The 14209-nt window shown below is 67.7% G+C and carries 11 protein-coding genes, 1 tRNA gene and 1 pseudogene; 7 read left to right on the top strand and 6 right to left on the bottom strand.

Features of this window, described 5'->3' with window-relative positions; translation table 11 throughout:
- Window positions 1–52 precede the first annotated feature (52 nt).
- Both NVU01S_RS37210 and NVU01S_RS37205 read left to right on the top strand, forming a co-directional pair.
- Window positions 53–1000 carry a patatin-like phospholipase family protein gene (locus tag NVU01S_RS37210; RefSeq protein WP_043672103.1) on the top strand — a complete coding sequence of 316 codons (948 nt, stop codon included), beginning with the start codon at window positions 53–55 and terminating at the stop codon, window positions 998–1000.
- The gene (locus NVU01S_RS37205; RefSeq protein ID WP_043672100.1) at window positions 997–1833 is read left to right on the top strand and encodes an SDR family oxidoreductase; all 837 of its coding nucleotides are present in this window, start codon (window positions 997–999) and stop codon (window positions 1831–1833) included. Before NVU01S_RS37210 ends, NVU01S_RS37205 begins: the two co-directional genes overlap by 4 nt.
- Before the next feature lie 113 nt (window positions 1834–1946).
- Here the strand turns inward: NVU01S_RS37205 and NVU01S_RS37200 are convergent, their stop codons facing one another.
- Entirely contained in the window at window positions 1947–3104 is a 1158-nt protein-coding gene (locus NVU01S_RS37200) for a lipase family protein (RefSeq protein WP_043672244.1), read from the bottom strand.
- Window positions 3105–3861: 757 nt separating this feature from the next.
- On the opposite strand from NVU01S_RS37200, the gene NVU01S_RS37195 reads away from it, so the two are divergent.
- Window positions 3862–7335: an indolepyruvate ferredoxin oxidoreductase family protein gene (locus NVU01S_RS37195; protein WP_043672097.1), complete on the top strand. Its 3474-nt coding sequence runs from the start codon at window positions 3862–3864 to the stop codon at window positions 7333–7335.
- Between the two features lie 122 nt (window positions 7336–7457).
- Here NVU01S_RS37195 and NVU01S_RS37190 read toward each other — a convergent pair whose 3' ends face one another.
- Window positions 7458–7757, bottom strand: coding sequence for a hypothetical protein (locus tag NVU01S_RS37190; protein ID WP_043672094.1), 300 nt, complete (start codon window positions 7755–7757; stop codon window positions 7458–7460).
- Between the two features lie 405 nt (window positions 7758–8162).
- Between NVU01S_RS37190 and NVU01S_RS37185 the strand changes: the two genes are divergently transcribed.
- Together NVU01S_RS37185 and NVU01S_RS37180 are read left to right on the top strand one after the other, a co-directional pair.
- On the top strand, window positions 8163–8921 hold the full coding sequence (locus NVU01S_RS37185) for a helix-turn-helix transcriptional regulator (RefSeq protein ID WP_052280703.1): 759 nt from the start codon (window positions 8163–8165) through the stop codon (window positions 8919–8921).
- 81 nt (window positions 8922–9002) lie between these two features.
- Window positions 9003–9260: a DUF2283 domain-containing protein gene (locus NVU01S_RS37180; protein WP_043672092.1), complete on the top strand. Its 258-nt coding sequence runs from the start codon at window positions 9003–9005 to the stop codon at window positions 9258–9260.
- An 86-nt stretch (window positions 9261–9346) separates the two neighbouring features.
- On the opposite strand, the gene NVU01S_RS37175 is transcribed toward NVU01S_RS37180, so the two are convergent.
- Genes NVU01S_RS37175 through NVU01S_RS45520 form a run of 3 tightly spaced genes read right to left on the bottom strand, consistent with a single transcriptional unit; the run spans window position 9347 to window position 10161 of the window.
- Complete coding sequence (locus tag NVU01S_RS37175) at window positions 9347–9643, bottom strand: hypothetical protein (protein WP_043672089.1); 297 nt, start codon at window positions 9641–9643, stop codon at window positions 9347–9349.
- Between the two features lie 13 nt (window positions 9644–9656).
- Entirely contained in the window at window positions 9657–10049 is a 393-nt protein-coding gene (locus tag NVU01S_RS37170) for a hypothetical protein (RefSeq protein ID WP_156161613.1), read from the bottom strand.
- On the bottom strand, window positions 10042–10161 hold the full coding sequence (locus tag NVU01S_RS45520; RefSeq protein WP_373864241.1) for a toxin C-terminal domain-containing protein: 120 nt from the start codon (window positions 10159–10161) through the stop codon (window positions 10042–10044). The genes NVU01S_RS37170 and NVU01S_RS45520 overlap by 8 nt, the downstream gene beginning before the upstream one ends.
- A 292-nt stretch (window positions 10162–10453) precedes the next feature.
- On the opposite strand from NVU01S_RS45520, the pseudogene NVU01S_RS37165 reads away from it, so the two are divergent.
- Window positions 10454–11975 (top strand): annotated as a pseudogene (locus NVU01S_RS37165) (glycoside hydrolase family 183 protein).
- A gap of 61 nt (window positions 11976–12036) precedes the next feature.
- Here NVU01S_RS37165 and NVU01S_RS37160 read toward each other — a convergent pair.
- Window positions 12037–12110: transfer RNA gene (locus NVU01S_RS37160), tRNA-Met, on the bottom strand.
- A gap of 290 nt (window positions 12111–12400) precedes the next feature.
- Between NVU01S_RS37160 and NVU01S_RS37155 the strand changes: the two genes are divergently transcribed.
- Complete coding sequence (locus NVU01S_RS37155; RefSeq protein ID WP_052280702.1) at window positions 12401–14086, top strand: MDR family MFS transporter; 1686 nt, start codon at window positions 12401–12403, stop codon at window positions 14084–14086.
- The last annotated feature ends 123 nt before the right edge of the window (window positions 14087–14209 follow it).

Genomic DNA, 14209 nt, shown 5'->3' with positions numbered 1-14209 from the left:
CCGCAAGATTTCGGATACCGCGGGTATTTGAATTCTGCTAGTGTTTGAGACCATGGGTAACAAGAACGGGTCGCAGCGACGCGGCCTGGCCATCGGCTGTGGTGGCACGCTCGGTGCCGCCTGGATCGTCGCGGCGCTCGCCGCGGTGCGCGACGTGCTCGACTGGGATCCGCGTGCGGCCGACGTCCTGATCGGCACCTCGGCGGGCGCGGAGCTGGTCACCATGCTGGGTAGCGGTGTCGCGGTGCCGGAGCTGGTCGCGATGCAGGACGGCACCTCGGCGAACCCGATCCTCACCGCGCACCTGCGGTCCGGTCCGGGACGGTTCCCGCCCGTGCCGCGGCCGCGCCCGGGCTCCCTCCGATTGCCGTTGCGGCGCACCGAGTCCGGGCAGCGGCTACTCACCGCGGGCAGCGGGTTGCTGCCGGTCGGCGGTGGCGACGCGAGCTGGTTGCAACAGCTGGCCGAGCGGCTCAATCCCGGCCGCGCCTGGGTACCGCATCCGGCGACCTGGTTGGTGAGCATGGATTACGCGACGGGACAGCGGGTTCCGTTCGGCGCACCCGACGCACCGACGGCACCGCTGGGGGCCGCGTTGCGCGCCTCGTGGGCGGTACCCGGATGGTTTCCGCCGGTCGCGATCGACGGCCGCCGGTTCATCGACGGCGGCGCGGGTTCGACCGCCTCGGTGGATCTGCTCGCGCCGGCACAGCTGGACGAACTCGTCGTGCTCGCGCCGATGGCCTCGACCGGGAAGATCCCCGCGAGCGGCCCGGGTCACTTCCTCGAACGGCAGCTGCGCAATCGCATGAGTGCCGCGCTCGATGCGGAGATCGCCCAGTTGCGCGCCACCGGTACCAAGGTGCTGCGCATCGATGCGACCGCGGCGGATCTCGCGGTCATGGGCCCCAATTTCATGGACGGCCGCCGCCGTCTCGACACCTTCCAGCACAGCCTGACCAGCACACGCCGTGCGGTCGAACAAGGAGCCTTCGCATGAGAATTCTCGGTCACGGTTACCCCGGCATCGCTCTGAAAGGCGCGCGGGTGCTGATCACCGGCGCCGGCCGCGGCATCGGGCAGTCCACCGCGGAACTGTTCGCGGCCAAGGGCGCCGAGGTGGTGATCGCCGATGTCGATACCGCCGCCGCCGAAACCGCCGCTGCCGCACTGGGTGCCGTGGCCGTCGAACTCGACGTGCGTTCCCGGGGCCAGTGGGACAAGGTGATCGCCGATCTCGGCGGCGTCGACCTCCTCGTCAACAACGCGGGTGTGATGCCCGCGGGCGCGTTCCTCGACGAGCCGGATGTGGTGGGCCAGGCCACGATGGACATCAACGTGTGGGGTCTGATCCACGGCATGCGCGCCGTCGCGCCCGGCATGATCGAGCGCGGTCGCGGTCATATCGTCAACGTGGCCTCGCTGGCGGGCAAGATCCCGGTGGCCGGCCTCGCGGTCTACAACGCGAGCAAGTTCGCCGCCGTAGGCCTTTCCGCCGCAACGCGTTTGGAGTTCGCACCGCAGGGCGTCAGCGTCAGCTGCGTGCTGCCCTCCGCGGTGCGCACCCGGCTCTCCTCCGGCCTGACCCTCGGCCACGGCATGCCCACCGTCGATCCCGAGGACGTCGCCGCCGCCATCGTGCGCACCGTCGACACCCGCAAGGCCGAGGTCGCCGTCCCCAACTACCTCGGCCCCATCGACGTCGCCCTCGCCGCCGCCCCCGAACGTGCCGTCCGCCTGGTCCGCCGCCTCTTCGACGGCGACCGCGCCCTGCACCCCGCCGACGAGAAGACCCGCGCCGAATACGAAGAACAGGTCCGCAACATCAGCTGAGCCTCCGGCATCCCGCTGCACACCTGGGCGTGGCCTGAACCGTGCACGTCCTGCCTGCCGGCCAGACACGGCAGTGGCCCCGGAGTTCAACTCCGGGGCCACTTTTCAGGTGATCAGCAGGTGGTGGGAGCGGGGTCGCCGCGGAAGCGGGCCTCCACGTAGTTCCAGGCTTCGACGAAGCCCGCGGCGGCGGTGGTCAGGTGTTCGGCGATCTCGTAGGGCCGGAACTCGACTCGGGCGCCTGCCTTGCAATAGCGGTCGACGACCTCGGCGACCGGTGGGAAGAAGGTCATTTCATCGAAGCGGCCCTGCCAGATGAAGGTGGGGATGCTGGGGACGCCGTCGTAGTAGCGCAGGCTGTTCTCCCGCAGCACCTGATGCGCGACCGGGCTGTCCATCAGGCTCTTCGACGCGGCCATCTGCTCGGCGTTGCGGAACGCGCCGTGGAACAGCAGGAACCGGCGGCAGGCGTCATGGGTGAATTCCCGGAACCACAAACCGTTTTCGTTGAGCTGATCCGAAACCGGCAGTCGCTCCGGGTATTCGCGTTCCAGTCCCATCGCGGCGGCGAAGGCCAGGCCGAAGCCCGGATGCGGCGCGAAGCCCAGTGCCATCGCCATCTCCTCGAGATCGGCGGGGATGCCGCCCGCGACCGCCGCGGTGAGCTTCAGGTCGGGGGCGTAGGTGGGCTGCAACGCGGCCGCCCAGGCAGTGGCCATGCCGCCGCCGGAGTAACCCGCAATGGCGACAGGCGAATTGCCGAGTCCGAGTTCGGTCACCTTTTGCACGGCTTTCACGCTGTCCAGCGTCATCATGCCGCTGAGCCGGGCGGCGCCGTAGGCCGAGGTGGGGCCGAGGTAGTCGGGCAGCGAGACCGCCCAGCCGCGCCCGATCGGCAGCATCGCGCCGACCGCGTCCTGCAGTTCGCCGTTGAACAGCGAGCGGGACGGGTTGCACTGGGTGCCAAGGGAGTTGATGAGCGCCTGGTAGGAGACCAGCGGCGGGTTCTTGACGCCGAGCGGCAGCAGCACCGTGGTCACGCCCATGACCGGCTTGCTCTGGGAATTGGTGGACCGGAAGGCGACCTGCCAGCCCTCGGTCCCGACGTACGGGCCGGTGTCGATCTTGCGAGAACGCACGACATCACCGGGTTTCAGGTCCGCCAAATTCGCTGGCGCACTGTAGAACGCATCCGGATCAGGGGTGGGGTAAAGCGGCTGAGCGGTCGTCGCGGGCAGGCCGACCAGGCCCATCGAGACAATGCTCAACATCAGGATCGCGATCCTGAACGGAACTCTTCGCACGGCTTTCCTTCGAATCTCGGCCGTCATCGACTCGCCGACCCCGACTTTCGTTCGGCAGTTCGGACGGACCACCACTGCATGGAGAGATCGCCGCGAACGTCATCGTTCGCTGCGCGGACGGTAAGCAGGAACCCACAGCCGCACCGAGGGGCGGACCGGCACACCACCTTTCGACTCGACGCTGCGGATCGCCGCAGCAGGCGGCACCATCCGCAGCGAAAGTAGCGTCGCGACCGCGGCCCCGCGCACCCGGCCCCGGCATATTGGACAAGTAACAATGCGCTACCTGTGCACCTGCACAAGATCACTATTGCCAAACCGGCGCAACTCCTGCCCGCCGGTGACGGAAGCCGTTTGCTATCACCGCAGTAGGGCTGGCGTGGCGAATCGCGGTAGGCATCGGCGCGCACGCCGACCGGCGCTGTCGCCGCCGATAGGGCGGGTCGCCGAGTCGGCGCTGCGCGCGTTCGCCGGAATGTCGCCGCGATCTCTGCCGCGCCGGTAACACCGCGGGCGTGCGGGCCGCGCGGCACGGCCGAGTGGTGGCAGTCACAACAGACCGCACATCATGCATAGTGTGTGCCCATTCACAGGTGATCAAATTGGGCAACATGCTCAACAAAGTGAACAAAGGTTGTTCAAGTAGCGCTTTAAAGGCAGGGTATGCGGCAAGAAGTGCTCAACTAGGAAGGCGCCCGATCGGTGCTGACCGGAGGTGGACCGAATGACCGAGCTCGCCGATCACGACCTGATCCCGGCTCCGTATGACCTCGCCGACCGTTACCGCGTCGGCGCGGGCACCGTTGTCCTCACTGGCGTCCAGGCGATTGCCCGACAGCTGGTGGAGCAGCACGTGCGCGATCTGCGCGCCGGGCGCCGGGTCGGCACCTTCGTTTCGGGATACCAGGGCAGCCCGCTCGGCGGCGTCGACAAGATGCTCAGCGGCATGCCGAATGTGCTGGCCGAGCACGACATCGCATTCGTCCCCGGCTTGAACGAGGAACTCGCGGCCACCTCGGTGTGGGGGAGCCAGGCCGACCTGCCGGCCGGTGCGGCCACGCACGACGGTGTCGTCGGCGTCTGGTACGGCAAGGGCCCCGGTCTGGACCGCGCGACGGATGCGTTGCGGCACGCCAATATGTACGGCGCGAACGCGCGCGGCGGCGTGCTGCTGCTCGTCGGCGACGACCCGGCCTCCAAGTCCTCGACGGTGCCCGCGGTGAGCGAACGCTCGTTGGCCGCGATGGGTATTCCGGTGCTGTTCCCGCGCAATGCCCGCGAGATCATCACGATGGGTCTGCACGGGGTCGCGCTGTCGCGCGCCTCCGGCTGCCTGGTCGCGTTGAAGATCGTCGCCGATGTGGCCGACGGCGCCTGGACGGTCGAGGGCAACGTGGGCGATATCGACATCACGGTGCCCGAGATCACCTGGGAGGGGCGCCCGTTCAACTACCTGCAGCGTCCGATGGCCGCGCCGACCGACAGCGTGATCGCCGAGGCGGACCTGTACGGGCCGCGCTGGGAGACGGTGAAGGCGTACAGCACGCTCAACGAACTCGACGTGATCGAGGTGAATCCGGCCCAGGCCACGATCGGGATCGCCGCCACCGGAACGACTTTCGACGCGGTGCGGCAGGCGCTGATCGACCTGGGCGTGGACGACGAGGCGCTGATGCGGGCCGGGGTACGGCTGCTGCGCATCGGTATGCCGTATCCGATTGCGCCGGAACGGGTCCGGCAGTTCGCCAAGGGCCTCACCCGATTGGTCGTGGTCGAGGACAAGACGGCGTTCATCGAGACGCAGCTGCGCGAAATCCTCTACGGCACCGCCGATGCCCCCGAGATCATCGGTAAGCGCGACGCCGCGGGCCGCCCGCTGTTCAGCCAGGACGGCGAACTCACCACCGGCCGGATCGCCAAGCCGCTGTGCCGGGCGCTCGACGGTTTCGTGGACATGAAACGACCGCTGCCACAGCCGTTGTCGCTGGCCGTGCTGCCTGCCAAGCGCGCCGCCTACTTCTGCAGCGGCTGCCCGCACAACCGCTCGACCGCCGTGCCGGAGGGTTCGCTGGCGGGCGGTGGCATCGGCTGTCACACCATGGTGACCATGTCCGGTCGCGAGGACAGCAAGGTCACCGGCCTCACCCAGATGGGCGGTGAAGGCGCGCAGTGGATCGGTCAGGCGCCGTTCACCGACGTGCCGCACCTGTTCCAGAACATCGGCGACGGAACGTATTTCCACTCCGGCCAGCTCGCCGTGCAGGCGTGTGTCGCGGCCAAGGTGAACATCACCTTCAAGCTTCTCTACAACGACGTCGTCGCGATGACCGGCGCGCAGGACGCCGAGGGCGCGCTCGCGGTGCCGCGGCTGACGCACAAGCTCGCCACCGAGGGCGTCGCGCAGATCATCATCTGCGCCGACGAGCCGAAGAAGTACCGCAAGCGTGACCTGGCCGCGGGCACCCGGTTGTGGCACCGCGACCGGCTCGACGAAGCGCAGCGCATCCTGCGCGAGATCCCGGGCGTCACCGTGCTCATCTACGACCAGCACTGCGCCGCCGACGCGCGCCGTCAGCGCAAGCGGGGCACCTTGCCGGTGCGTCAGACCCGGGTGGTCATCAACGAGGCGGTCTGCGAGGGTTGCGGTGACTGCGGCGTGAAGAGCAACTGTCTGTCGGTGCAGCCGGTGGACACCGAGTTCGGCCGTAAGACCCGGATCGATCAGACCTCGTGCAACACCGATTACAGCTGCCTCGACGGGGACTGCCCGTCCTTCGTCACGGTGGAGCTGCCCGAGCCCGGGAAAGCCGAGAAGCGCAAGAGCACTCAGCGTCCGACCCCGCCCGTGCTGGCGGACCTCCGGCAGGATCCGCCGACCACGACGCAGAATGTCTTCCTCGCCGGCATCGGCGGTACCGGCATCGTCACCGTGAACCAGGTGCTGGCGACGGCGGCGCTGCGCGCGGGCTACGACGTGGCGAGCCTGGATCAGATCGGGCTCAGCCAGAAGGCGGGCCCCGTCGTCTCGCACCTGCGGTTCGTCGCGGGCGTACTGGAGCCCGCGAACCGGCTGACCCCCGGCTCCGCGGACTGCATCGTCGCCTTCGACCTGCTCACCGCGACCGACAACAAGAACCTGGCCTACGGGTCGAAGGAGAACACCCTCTCGGTCGCCTCCACCAGCAAGACCCCGACCGGGGACATGGTCTACGACAAGTCGGTGCAGTACCCGGAGACGCCCGCGTTGCTGTCCCGGCTCGACCAGGCCTCGCGGGAACTGCGCTCGTTCGACGCGCTCGGCGCGGCGGAGGTGCTGTTCGGCAACACGGCGGCGGCCAACTTCCTGATGGTCGGCGCCGCCTACCAGCTCGGCGGCCTGCGGCTGCCCGCGGCGTCGATCGAGGAGGCCATCGAGATCAACGGGGTCGCCGTGAACGCGAACATCGCGGCCTTCCGGTGGGGCCGGGTCGCGGTCGCGCGCCCGGACGAGTTCGCGGCGGCGATCGGCCGTCCGCAGGCGGAGCGGGCCGAGATCAAGGTTCCGGCAGACCTTTTCGACACGCTGACCGCCACCGGTGAGACCCGGCGGCTGATCGAGCTGCGCGCCGGGGAGCTGATCGGGTTCCAGGGTGTCCGGGTGGCCCGGGACTACGTGTCGACGATGCAGCGGGTGTGGACGGCGCAGGAGCAGGTCACCGGTCGTACCGAGTTCAGTGAGCAGGTGGCGCGGGGTCTGTTCAAGTTCACCGCGTACAAGGACGAGTACGAGGTCGCGCGGCAGCTGATCGACCCGGCCTTCCTGGACCAGGTGGCGGGTCAGCTGCCCGAGGGCACCAACCTCACCTACAAGCTGCACCCGCCGATCCTGCGCGCCATGGGCCGCAAGAAGAAGATCGGCATCGGGCCGCGCGGGCATCTCGCCCTCAAGGTCCTGGCCAAGGGAAAGCGGCTGCGCGGCACCAAGTTCGACATCTTCGGCTACGCGCACGTTCGTCGCGTCGAGCGGGAACTGCTGGCGCACTACACCGAAATGGTGCTGGCACTGGCGGGTTCGCTCGACGAGGCGGGTTACGACCGCGCGGTCCAGGCCGCCGCGCTGGCCGACACGGTGCGTGGCTACGAGGGCGTCAAGCTCGCCAACGTGGAGGTGTACCGAAACAGCTTGCGCGAACTCGGAATCGAGCCGCCGCAGGTGTGAAGCAGCGCGGCCTGGGCAGTAGGCCGCGCGCCTGGTCGAGCGTAAAGGCCACGCTCCCAGGCATATGAGAAGCGACCCGGAACCGCATCGGTTCCGGGTCGCTTCGCTGTCGGGACTACGCGTCAGGCGTTCGGCCTGCGGTGGCGGCAGACCGTGACGGCCAGGGTGGCCGGCGGGGTCAGCGTGAGAATGCCGAGCACGGCCACCACGAGCGGCGCCTGCGCGGGCAGGGCGAGGCACAGGGCGACCACGCCGGCGGTGATGACGAGGGCGAGCACGGACACGCCGAAGCCGTGCCAGGTCCGGCGGCGGCCGAGTACGCGGCCGCGCGGGGCCGGCATCGGGGCGAACGGCGCGGGAGCGGGTGCGGGACCGGCCACCGCGGCATCGCTGCGGACGGGATCGGGCGTGAGCAGAGGCACTGTCGTCTCTCAGGGTTCAGTGGACAAGTCGCGCAGGCAATACCCGTTCGCCGGCGGCTCAATCAGCCCGAATCGGTCTGATTTTCCGACACCGCCGCGGCCATCCGAACCTCGATCGCGCACCGAGTCGGCCGAGGGCGACGAACTCGGGACCGGGAGCAACACTGGACGGCCCGCCGGCGTGGTGCGGGATCTCGTTGCCGCACGCCGAAGTTCGTACCTGACGTGCACTCATCATAGCTTATGCGCATGGTGGCCTGTGCTGCGGCAACGTCTTCCGTGCGACCGCCGCCGGGGCCGCTGCGAGAGCTTCTCAAATCTGTTGCCCCGAAATGGAACCGATCGGGTATCGGCCGCGTCTAATCCCGTGACTAGACACAGTAAGGACAAAAGGTGGGGGTTTCCATGAACGCTTTGCAGCTGAGTCAGGGCATCGAGGCGCCGGCCACGACCACCGCGTTCGCGCATCCGAGCCTGCGCGACTATCTGGATCCGGCGGACGGGCGGTGGGGCAGTCTGTTCGCCGCGCCGTTCCGGCTCGAGTTCGCCGAGTACGACGAGTTGGGCGTCCGCCACGACACCGAGGGGGCGCCGATCGTGCTCCCCGTGCACACCGAGTGCCAGGCCGAAAAGCTGCGCTCGATTCGGACGCGGCACGCCATGACCCTGCTCGTCGCGGTCACCAACGACGTCACCGGTCATTCGACCTACCTGGCGATCCGGGCGGGCGCCAACTTCGTCATCAACCTCGCGATCTCGATCGAGCGGCAAGCCGAGGTGCTGCGCGCCCGGCTGCTCGACCATGTCCGCACGCAGCCGAGAAGGCCGCGTCCGCCGGTCCTGGGCGCGGTCCCCGATCGGGCCCCCGCCGCTCGCGAACCGCGCCCCGCCCGCGACGCCGCGCCCGCCGTCCCGAACGGCCTGCGCGCCGCCACTCCGATCGGCCGGCCCGAGCTGGACGAATTCGACGCTCGCCTCCTGCGCATGCTGAAGACCTCGATGACCGTCGCCGAAATCGCCCGGCAGAACTACCTTTCGGAACGATCGATGTATCGGCGCATCCGCAACCTGTACGACGCCCTGGGCGTCACGAGCCGCAACGATCTGGTGAACTCGGGTGCGCACGACCAGGCCCGGGCTCCACTCACCGTGCTTCGCGGCTGACCGGCGCGGACCGCACGCCCGCACGACCAGCAGCCGCCCGCAGCGGCTGCGGCGACTCCACGACTACCGAAGGATCCGAGCATGAACCCCGACCTCATCGACTACGTGACCTGGGACGACCAGCACAACGTCGCCTACCTCGCACTACGGCAGAACACCGCCGGCCCGCGCTACGCCGCACGAACCCTCCCGGTCCAAGACAGCACGGACAACGAGGTGGTCGCCGCACTCGACTTCGGCGCGGACGGCGAACTGATCGGCATCGAACTCCTGCGAGCCGACTCACAGTTGAGCGCCGCCCTGAAGGCGCAGGCGCGCACGGAACGCGACAAGGATTGATCAATCGTTCCCGGTGAACCACACGGCACGTGCCGCCCTGTCCGACCTCGCCCGGCCGTGCCGTCATCGGGGTGTGGGCGGGTCAATCAGTCTGTCGCAGTACTGGACTCGGCCCAATCATCGAGTTCGGCCAGCCGATCGGTGAGCACCAGACGATTGTTCGCGGTGAGCTCGGCACCGTCGAGAATCTTCTGGAACAGGTGGCGATACAGCTCGACCGTCGCGCGGTCGTATTCGTAGCGGAACACCGAACGATCGTCGACACCGTTCGCCGTTTGCTCGATGCCGCTGTCCGCGGCGAATTGTGCCAGGTGAGCCACCTGTTCTTCGGTCAGTCCGTCCGGGAACAGGATCTGCCACCGATGGGTAGCGGTCTCGGTCATGCGCGGCTCCTGCCTAATCGAAATCGAAGAACGTGGTGTCCGCGTCGTAGATCTCTTCGCGCGGATAGGCGAGGGTGCGTAACCATTCGTCGAACCGCTGGACAGCGTCGCGCAGTGGGTCGAGATCCGCGGCACTCAGTGGCTCGTCGGCCAGCGCTTTGCGCAGGACCAGACGGTGTACGTCGACCTCGGCGCGTTCCAGCGCGCCGGAGTACCAGTACCGCGGATCCCGACCCGCGCGGAGCAATTCCGCCGAGCCGGGATCGCACAAACCCTCTGCAACAGCGAAATCCGCTACGCGCGCGATGTTTTCCTTCGTCGTCCCTGGTTCGAACCGTAGCTGCCACGGTCCGGCGGCAGGCGGCTCGTCTGCGGTGTCGTGGTTCACGTGGTCCAAATCAGTCACCAATCCGGTCGAGGTTCGCGTCGTGGGTCCCCATCCGGGTCTTCTTGCAAGGCAAGGTCTTTTGGCGACTCGCCATTTCCAGCCCCCCGTTGGCCGCCGACGTCCTGTGAATGTACCCGTTCTTCGTCGCGTGCTCGAAGATCAGGCAGCCATGGCTTCTGCCAACCTTGCCGGAGACCTCGTCGAGACGTGGTCCCAGTGGGATCCTCGTCGGGGTGTCGATGCCGGATTTCGCGGCTTCCCCTTGCTACGCTTTTCCAGCGTCTATTTGCCGTCCACGACCTGATTCGATAGGTGGTCGATAACGTGTGGGGCTCCGGTCGGGTTGGGCAGTCTTGAACGCGGCGGCGCCTCGCGTGTCGGCGCTGTTCGGGGTGGTGCTTGCTGCGTTGCTGGCCCTGCCGATGCCTGCTGTGCGGGCCGAAACGTATTAGTGGGCGCCGCCGCCGGTGAACAGTTGCGGGGAGACCGGATTCGATCCGTTGCGGCGGACGCCGGAGCAGAGTGCAGCGCCGTCTGCGGCTCCCGTACCGCCCCCGCCGCACTCGATATCCCGCTGCGGATTCCCGACATCATCCCGGTGCCGGTACCCGATCCGCCGCAGCTCGACACCCGGATCGAACCGCAGCCACTACCGGCTGATCCGTGCCGGAATCCGTGTCCCGATATCCGGGATACGCCTGGACGCGAGGAGCCCGCGCCTGACCCGGGCAGCGGTACCGGGTCGTCCTCGGGCTCGGGCTCGGGCCTGGATTCTGGTTCGGGTTCAGGGAGTTCCCTACCCGACAGGATCGAGTGGCCGGGGGTACGGATCCGGCCGGAGTTGGAGCCGTTTCCGATACCGGTTCCCGGTGGTCCGGGCGATCCGCCGCAGCCGCGCCACCCGAGGTGGTGCATCCGGCCGAACCCGGTCCGGTCAGCGAGCCGGTGCCGGCGCCGCGAGTAGGTTCGGTCGACCTGGTCGGTCAGGTGACCGGGCACGGATCGCAGAACCGTACCGATATGCGCTGGCAGGTCGACGGCACCGATCTCGGGATCGTCTGGGAGACCAGACCAGGCGAGGTCGCGGTGGTCTTCGGTGGCACTTTCGGCGAGGGCTGGGAAGCGGGCGCGGTCGGCGGGCCGGACTGGCGCAGCAACGTGCTCGGCTACAGCACCAATCGGGATCTGTCCAAAGGACTGATCATCGACAACATGGTGCAGGACAGTCGCTGCCATGCCGCGGAAGTGCTCAGCAGCCGCAAGATCACCAACTGGGAGACCACTGCCATCCCGACCTCTGGGTTCGCCCTCGGGAATCGCCAGTACCTGAGCTTCATGTCGGTGAACCGTTGGCACGAAACCCCGGGGAAATGGTCGACCAACTACGGCGGGCTCGCCTACTCCGACGACAACGGCTCGACCTGGACCAAGAGCCAGCATGCCAAGTGGGACAACATCTTCGGGGAAAATCGGTTCCAGGTTACGGCGATGGCGCCGCAGGGCGACTACGTCTACATGTTCGGCACGCCCAACGGGCGTTTCGGCCAGATCGGACTGGCCAGGGTGCCCAAGGACGAGGTGCTCAACAAGTCCGCCTACCAGTACTGGGCCAGCGAGACGTGGGCACCCGCTGCCGAAAATCATGCCACCCCAATAGCTTCCGGAATGGCGGGTGAGCTGTCGGTGCGGTTCGACGAGGCGACGGGGCAGTGGCAGATGATGTATCTGGATCCCGCGCGCGCGTCGATCGTGCTGCGCACCGCAGCGACGCCGCAGGGCGCGTGGACCGATCCCGTCACGCTGGTCGGGGCTGCGGACTATCCGACTTTGTACGGGGGTTTCATCCATCCCTGGTCGACCGCCACGGACCTGTACTTCACCCTCTCCGCATGGGACACCTACAACGTCTACCTCATGCACGCCGAGCTCGAGCCGGCGCGCTGACCCGGGCCGAAAAATAGCCCAGGCCGGAGACTTTGGTAAGTCTCCGGCCTAGGCTGTGCTGTAGCGGGGACAGGATTTGAACCTGCGACCTCTGGGTTATGAGCCCAGCGAGCTACCGAGCTGCTCCACCCCGCGTTGGGTGTCCCCAACCTTACACACCTCGGGGGCGGATGCGAAAACGCCTGGTCGGGGCGTCTGTTTGCGGTGTGCGGTGCCGCGGCGAAGCCCGCATGGGCGTGATGCACGCCACAAATGGGATGGCGGTGAGATAGCCGACACACCGGGTTACCTGAGACGCCGTGTCAGGTTTATCGTGACTACTTCGCATTGCGTAGCTTCTGGGCGGATCACCGCCGCGGTCCGGGGACGAGAGCGACCGCTGACAACCGATCATGCACTCTCTCTTCTGATTTCAGGAGGCGCTCATGGCGCTGCCTATTCGGCATACCGGGAAACGGACGCAGCGGACCGAATCGGCGGCGGCCCCTTCGGACAATCCGGGCGGCTTCACCCATCGGCAGGTGTTGATCATCCTGAGTGGCCTGGTGCTCGGGATGTTCATGGCGGCGCTGGATCAGACCATCACGGCCACGGCGGTGCGGACCATCGCCGACGATCTGTCCGGGTATTCGTTGCAGGCGTGGGTCACCACCGCGTACCTGATCACCGCAACGTTGACCACGCCGTTGTACGGAAAATTGTCGGATATGTACGGCCGCAGGCCTTTTCTGCTCGCCGCGATCGTGATTTTCGTGGGCGGATCGCTACTGTGCACGGTGGCGCAATCGATGTACGAGCTGGCGGTGTTCCGGGCGATCCAGGGTGTCGGCGCGGGCGGGCTGATGTCGCTGGCCTCGGCGGTGCTCGGGGACATCGTGAGCCCGCGGGATCGGGCGAAGTATCAGGGTCACTTCTTGGCGACCTGGGCCCTGGCCAGCGTGATCGGCCCGGTGCTCGGCGGTCTCTTCGCTGGGCAGCACAGCATTCTGGGTGTAACCGGCTGGCGCTGGGTCTTTTTGGTCAATGTTCCGGTGGGCTTGATCGCGCTGGTGGTGGTGTATCGCGTGGTCAGGATTCCGCGGGCGGATCGAGAACGGGTCGCGGTCGACTGGCTGGGCACCGCCGCGTTCGCGGTCGGCATCACGCCGATCCTGATCGTCGCGGAACAGGGACGTAGCTGGGGTTGGACCGCTGCCGGCGCGGTGATCTGCTACCTGGTCGGTGGAATCGGGCTGATCGCGTTCGTCGCCATCGAGGCCAGAATGGGTGACGGCGCGTTGATTCCGTTGCGGCTGTTCCGAAATCGCACGTTTGCGCTGGGTGTCGTGATCGCGCTGGTGGTCGGGGCGGCGCTGTTCGGCGGCATCATCCTCGTGCCGCAGTATCTCCAGGTGGTGCGGGGCGCCAGTCCGGTCGCGGCGGGTCTGCAACTGTTGCCGATGGTGGTCGGGCTGCTGGTGGGCTCGGCCGTGTCCAACCGGCTGATCAGCCGGACCGGTCGCTATCGCGTGTTCCCCCTCGCCGGCACTGCGGCTGTGGCGGCCGGTCTGTTCCTGTTCCACTACCTGACGCCGGAAACGCCGCTCTGGCGCACCATGATCTTCATGGCGATCACCGGCGTCGGGCTCGGAAATCTGTTGCAGCCCATTACTTTGGCGATCCAGAACGCCGCCGCTCCCGCGGACATGGGGGTGTCGAGCGCGGCGGCGACGTTCTTCCGCCAGGTCGGCGGCACGCTGGGGGTCGCGGCCCTGCTGTCGACGCTGTTCGGCGTGCTGCCCGCGCGGGTGGACGCGGCCGTCGCGACTGCGGCCACCGATCCGGACTATCAGCGGGCCGTCGCGGCCGGTCTGCACAGTGGCAATCCGGCCGAGGTCGCGTTCGCGCAGGGCCTGGTCCGGCACGACCCGTCGGCGGTGCAGCGGATCCTCGACGACAGTTCGCTCATCCAGCAGTTGAATCCGGTGTTGGCGGCGCCACTGAAGACCGGCTTCGCCGACGCCATGTCGACGGTGTACCTGGTGTCCGCGGGCCTCGCGGTACTCGCCTCGGTGCTCGTGCTGTGCTGGAAGGAGATCCCGCTTCGGGAATCCGGCGGCCTGGACGCGTAATCGCCAGACGTGCCGAAATTGCCGTGTGCACGGCGGTAACTGCGGGTGGATCGTCGGCGGCCACTTCTCGGCCGTCGGTCTCGCCGAGATCTCTTGTATATATGTATTCTTTGCCCGTTTCGC

This window comes from Nocardia vulneris, from assembly GCF_001613425.1.
Lineage (GTDB): Bacteria > Actinomycetota > Actinomycetes > Mycobacteriales > Mycobacteriaceae > Nocardia > Nocardia vulneris.
Note: the sequence above shows the minus strand (reverse complement) of the source record. Positions and strands in the feature narration are given on the sequence as shown.

Coding starts and splice junctions, on each gene's coding strand:
- NVU01S_RS37210 (WP_043672103.1), top strand. CDS start 53: ATGGGTAACAAGAACGGGTCGCAGCGACGCGGCCTGGCCATCGGCTGT.
- NVU01S_RS37205 (WP_043672100.1), top strand. CDS start 997: ATGAGAATTCTCGGTCACGGTTACCCCGGCATCGCTCTGAAAGGCGCG.
- NVU01S_RS37200 (WP_043672244.1), bottom strand. CDS start 3,104: ATGTTGAGCATTGTCTCGATGGGCCTGGTCGGCCTGCCCGCGACGACC.
- NVU01S_RS37195 (WP_043672097.1), top strand. CDS start 3,862: ATGACCGAGCTCGCCGATCACGACCTGATCCCGGCTCCGTATGACCTC.
- NVU01S_RS37185 (WP_052280703.1), top strand. CDS start 8,163: ATGAACGCTTTGCAGCTGAGTCAGGGCATCGAGGCGCCGGCCACGACC.
- NVU01S_RS37180 (WP_043672092.1), top strand. CDS start 9,003: ATGAACCCCGACCTCATCGACTACGTGACCTGGGACGACCAGCACAAC.
- NVU01S_RS37175 (WP_043672089.1), bottom strand. CDS start 9,643: ATGACCGAGACCGCTACCCATCGGTGGCAGATCCTGTTCCCGGACGGA.
- NVU01S_RS37155 (WP_052280702.1), top strand. CDS start 12,401: ATGGCGCTGCCTATTCGGCATACCGGGAAACGGACGCAGCGGACCGAA.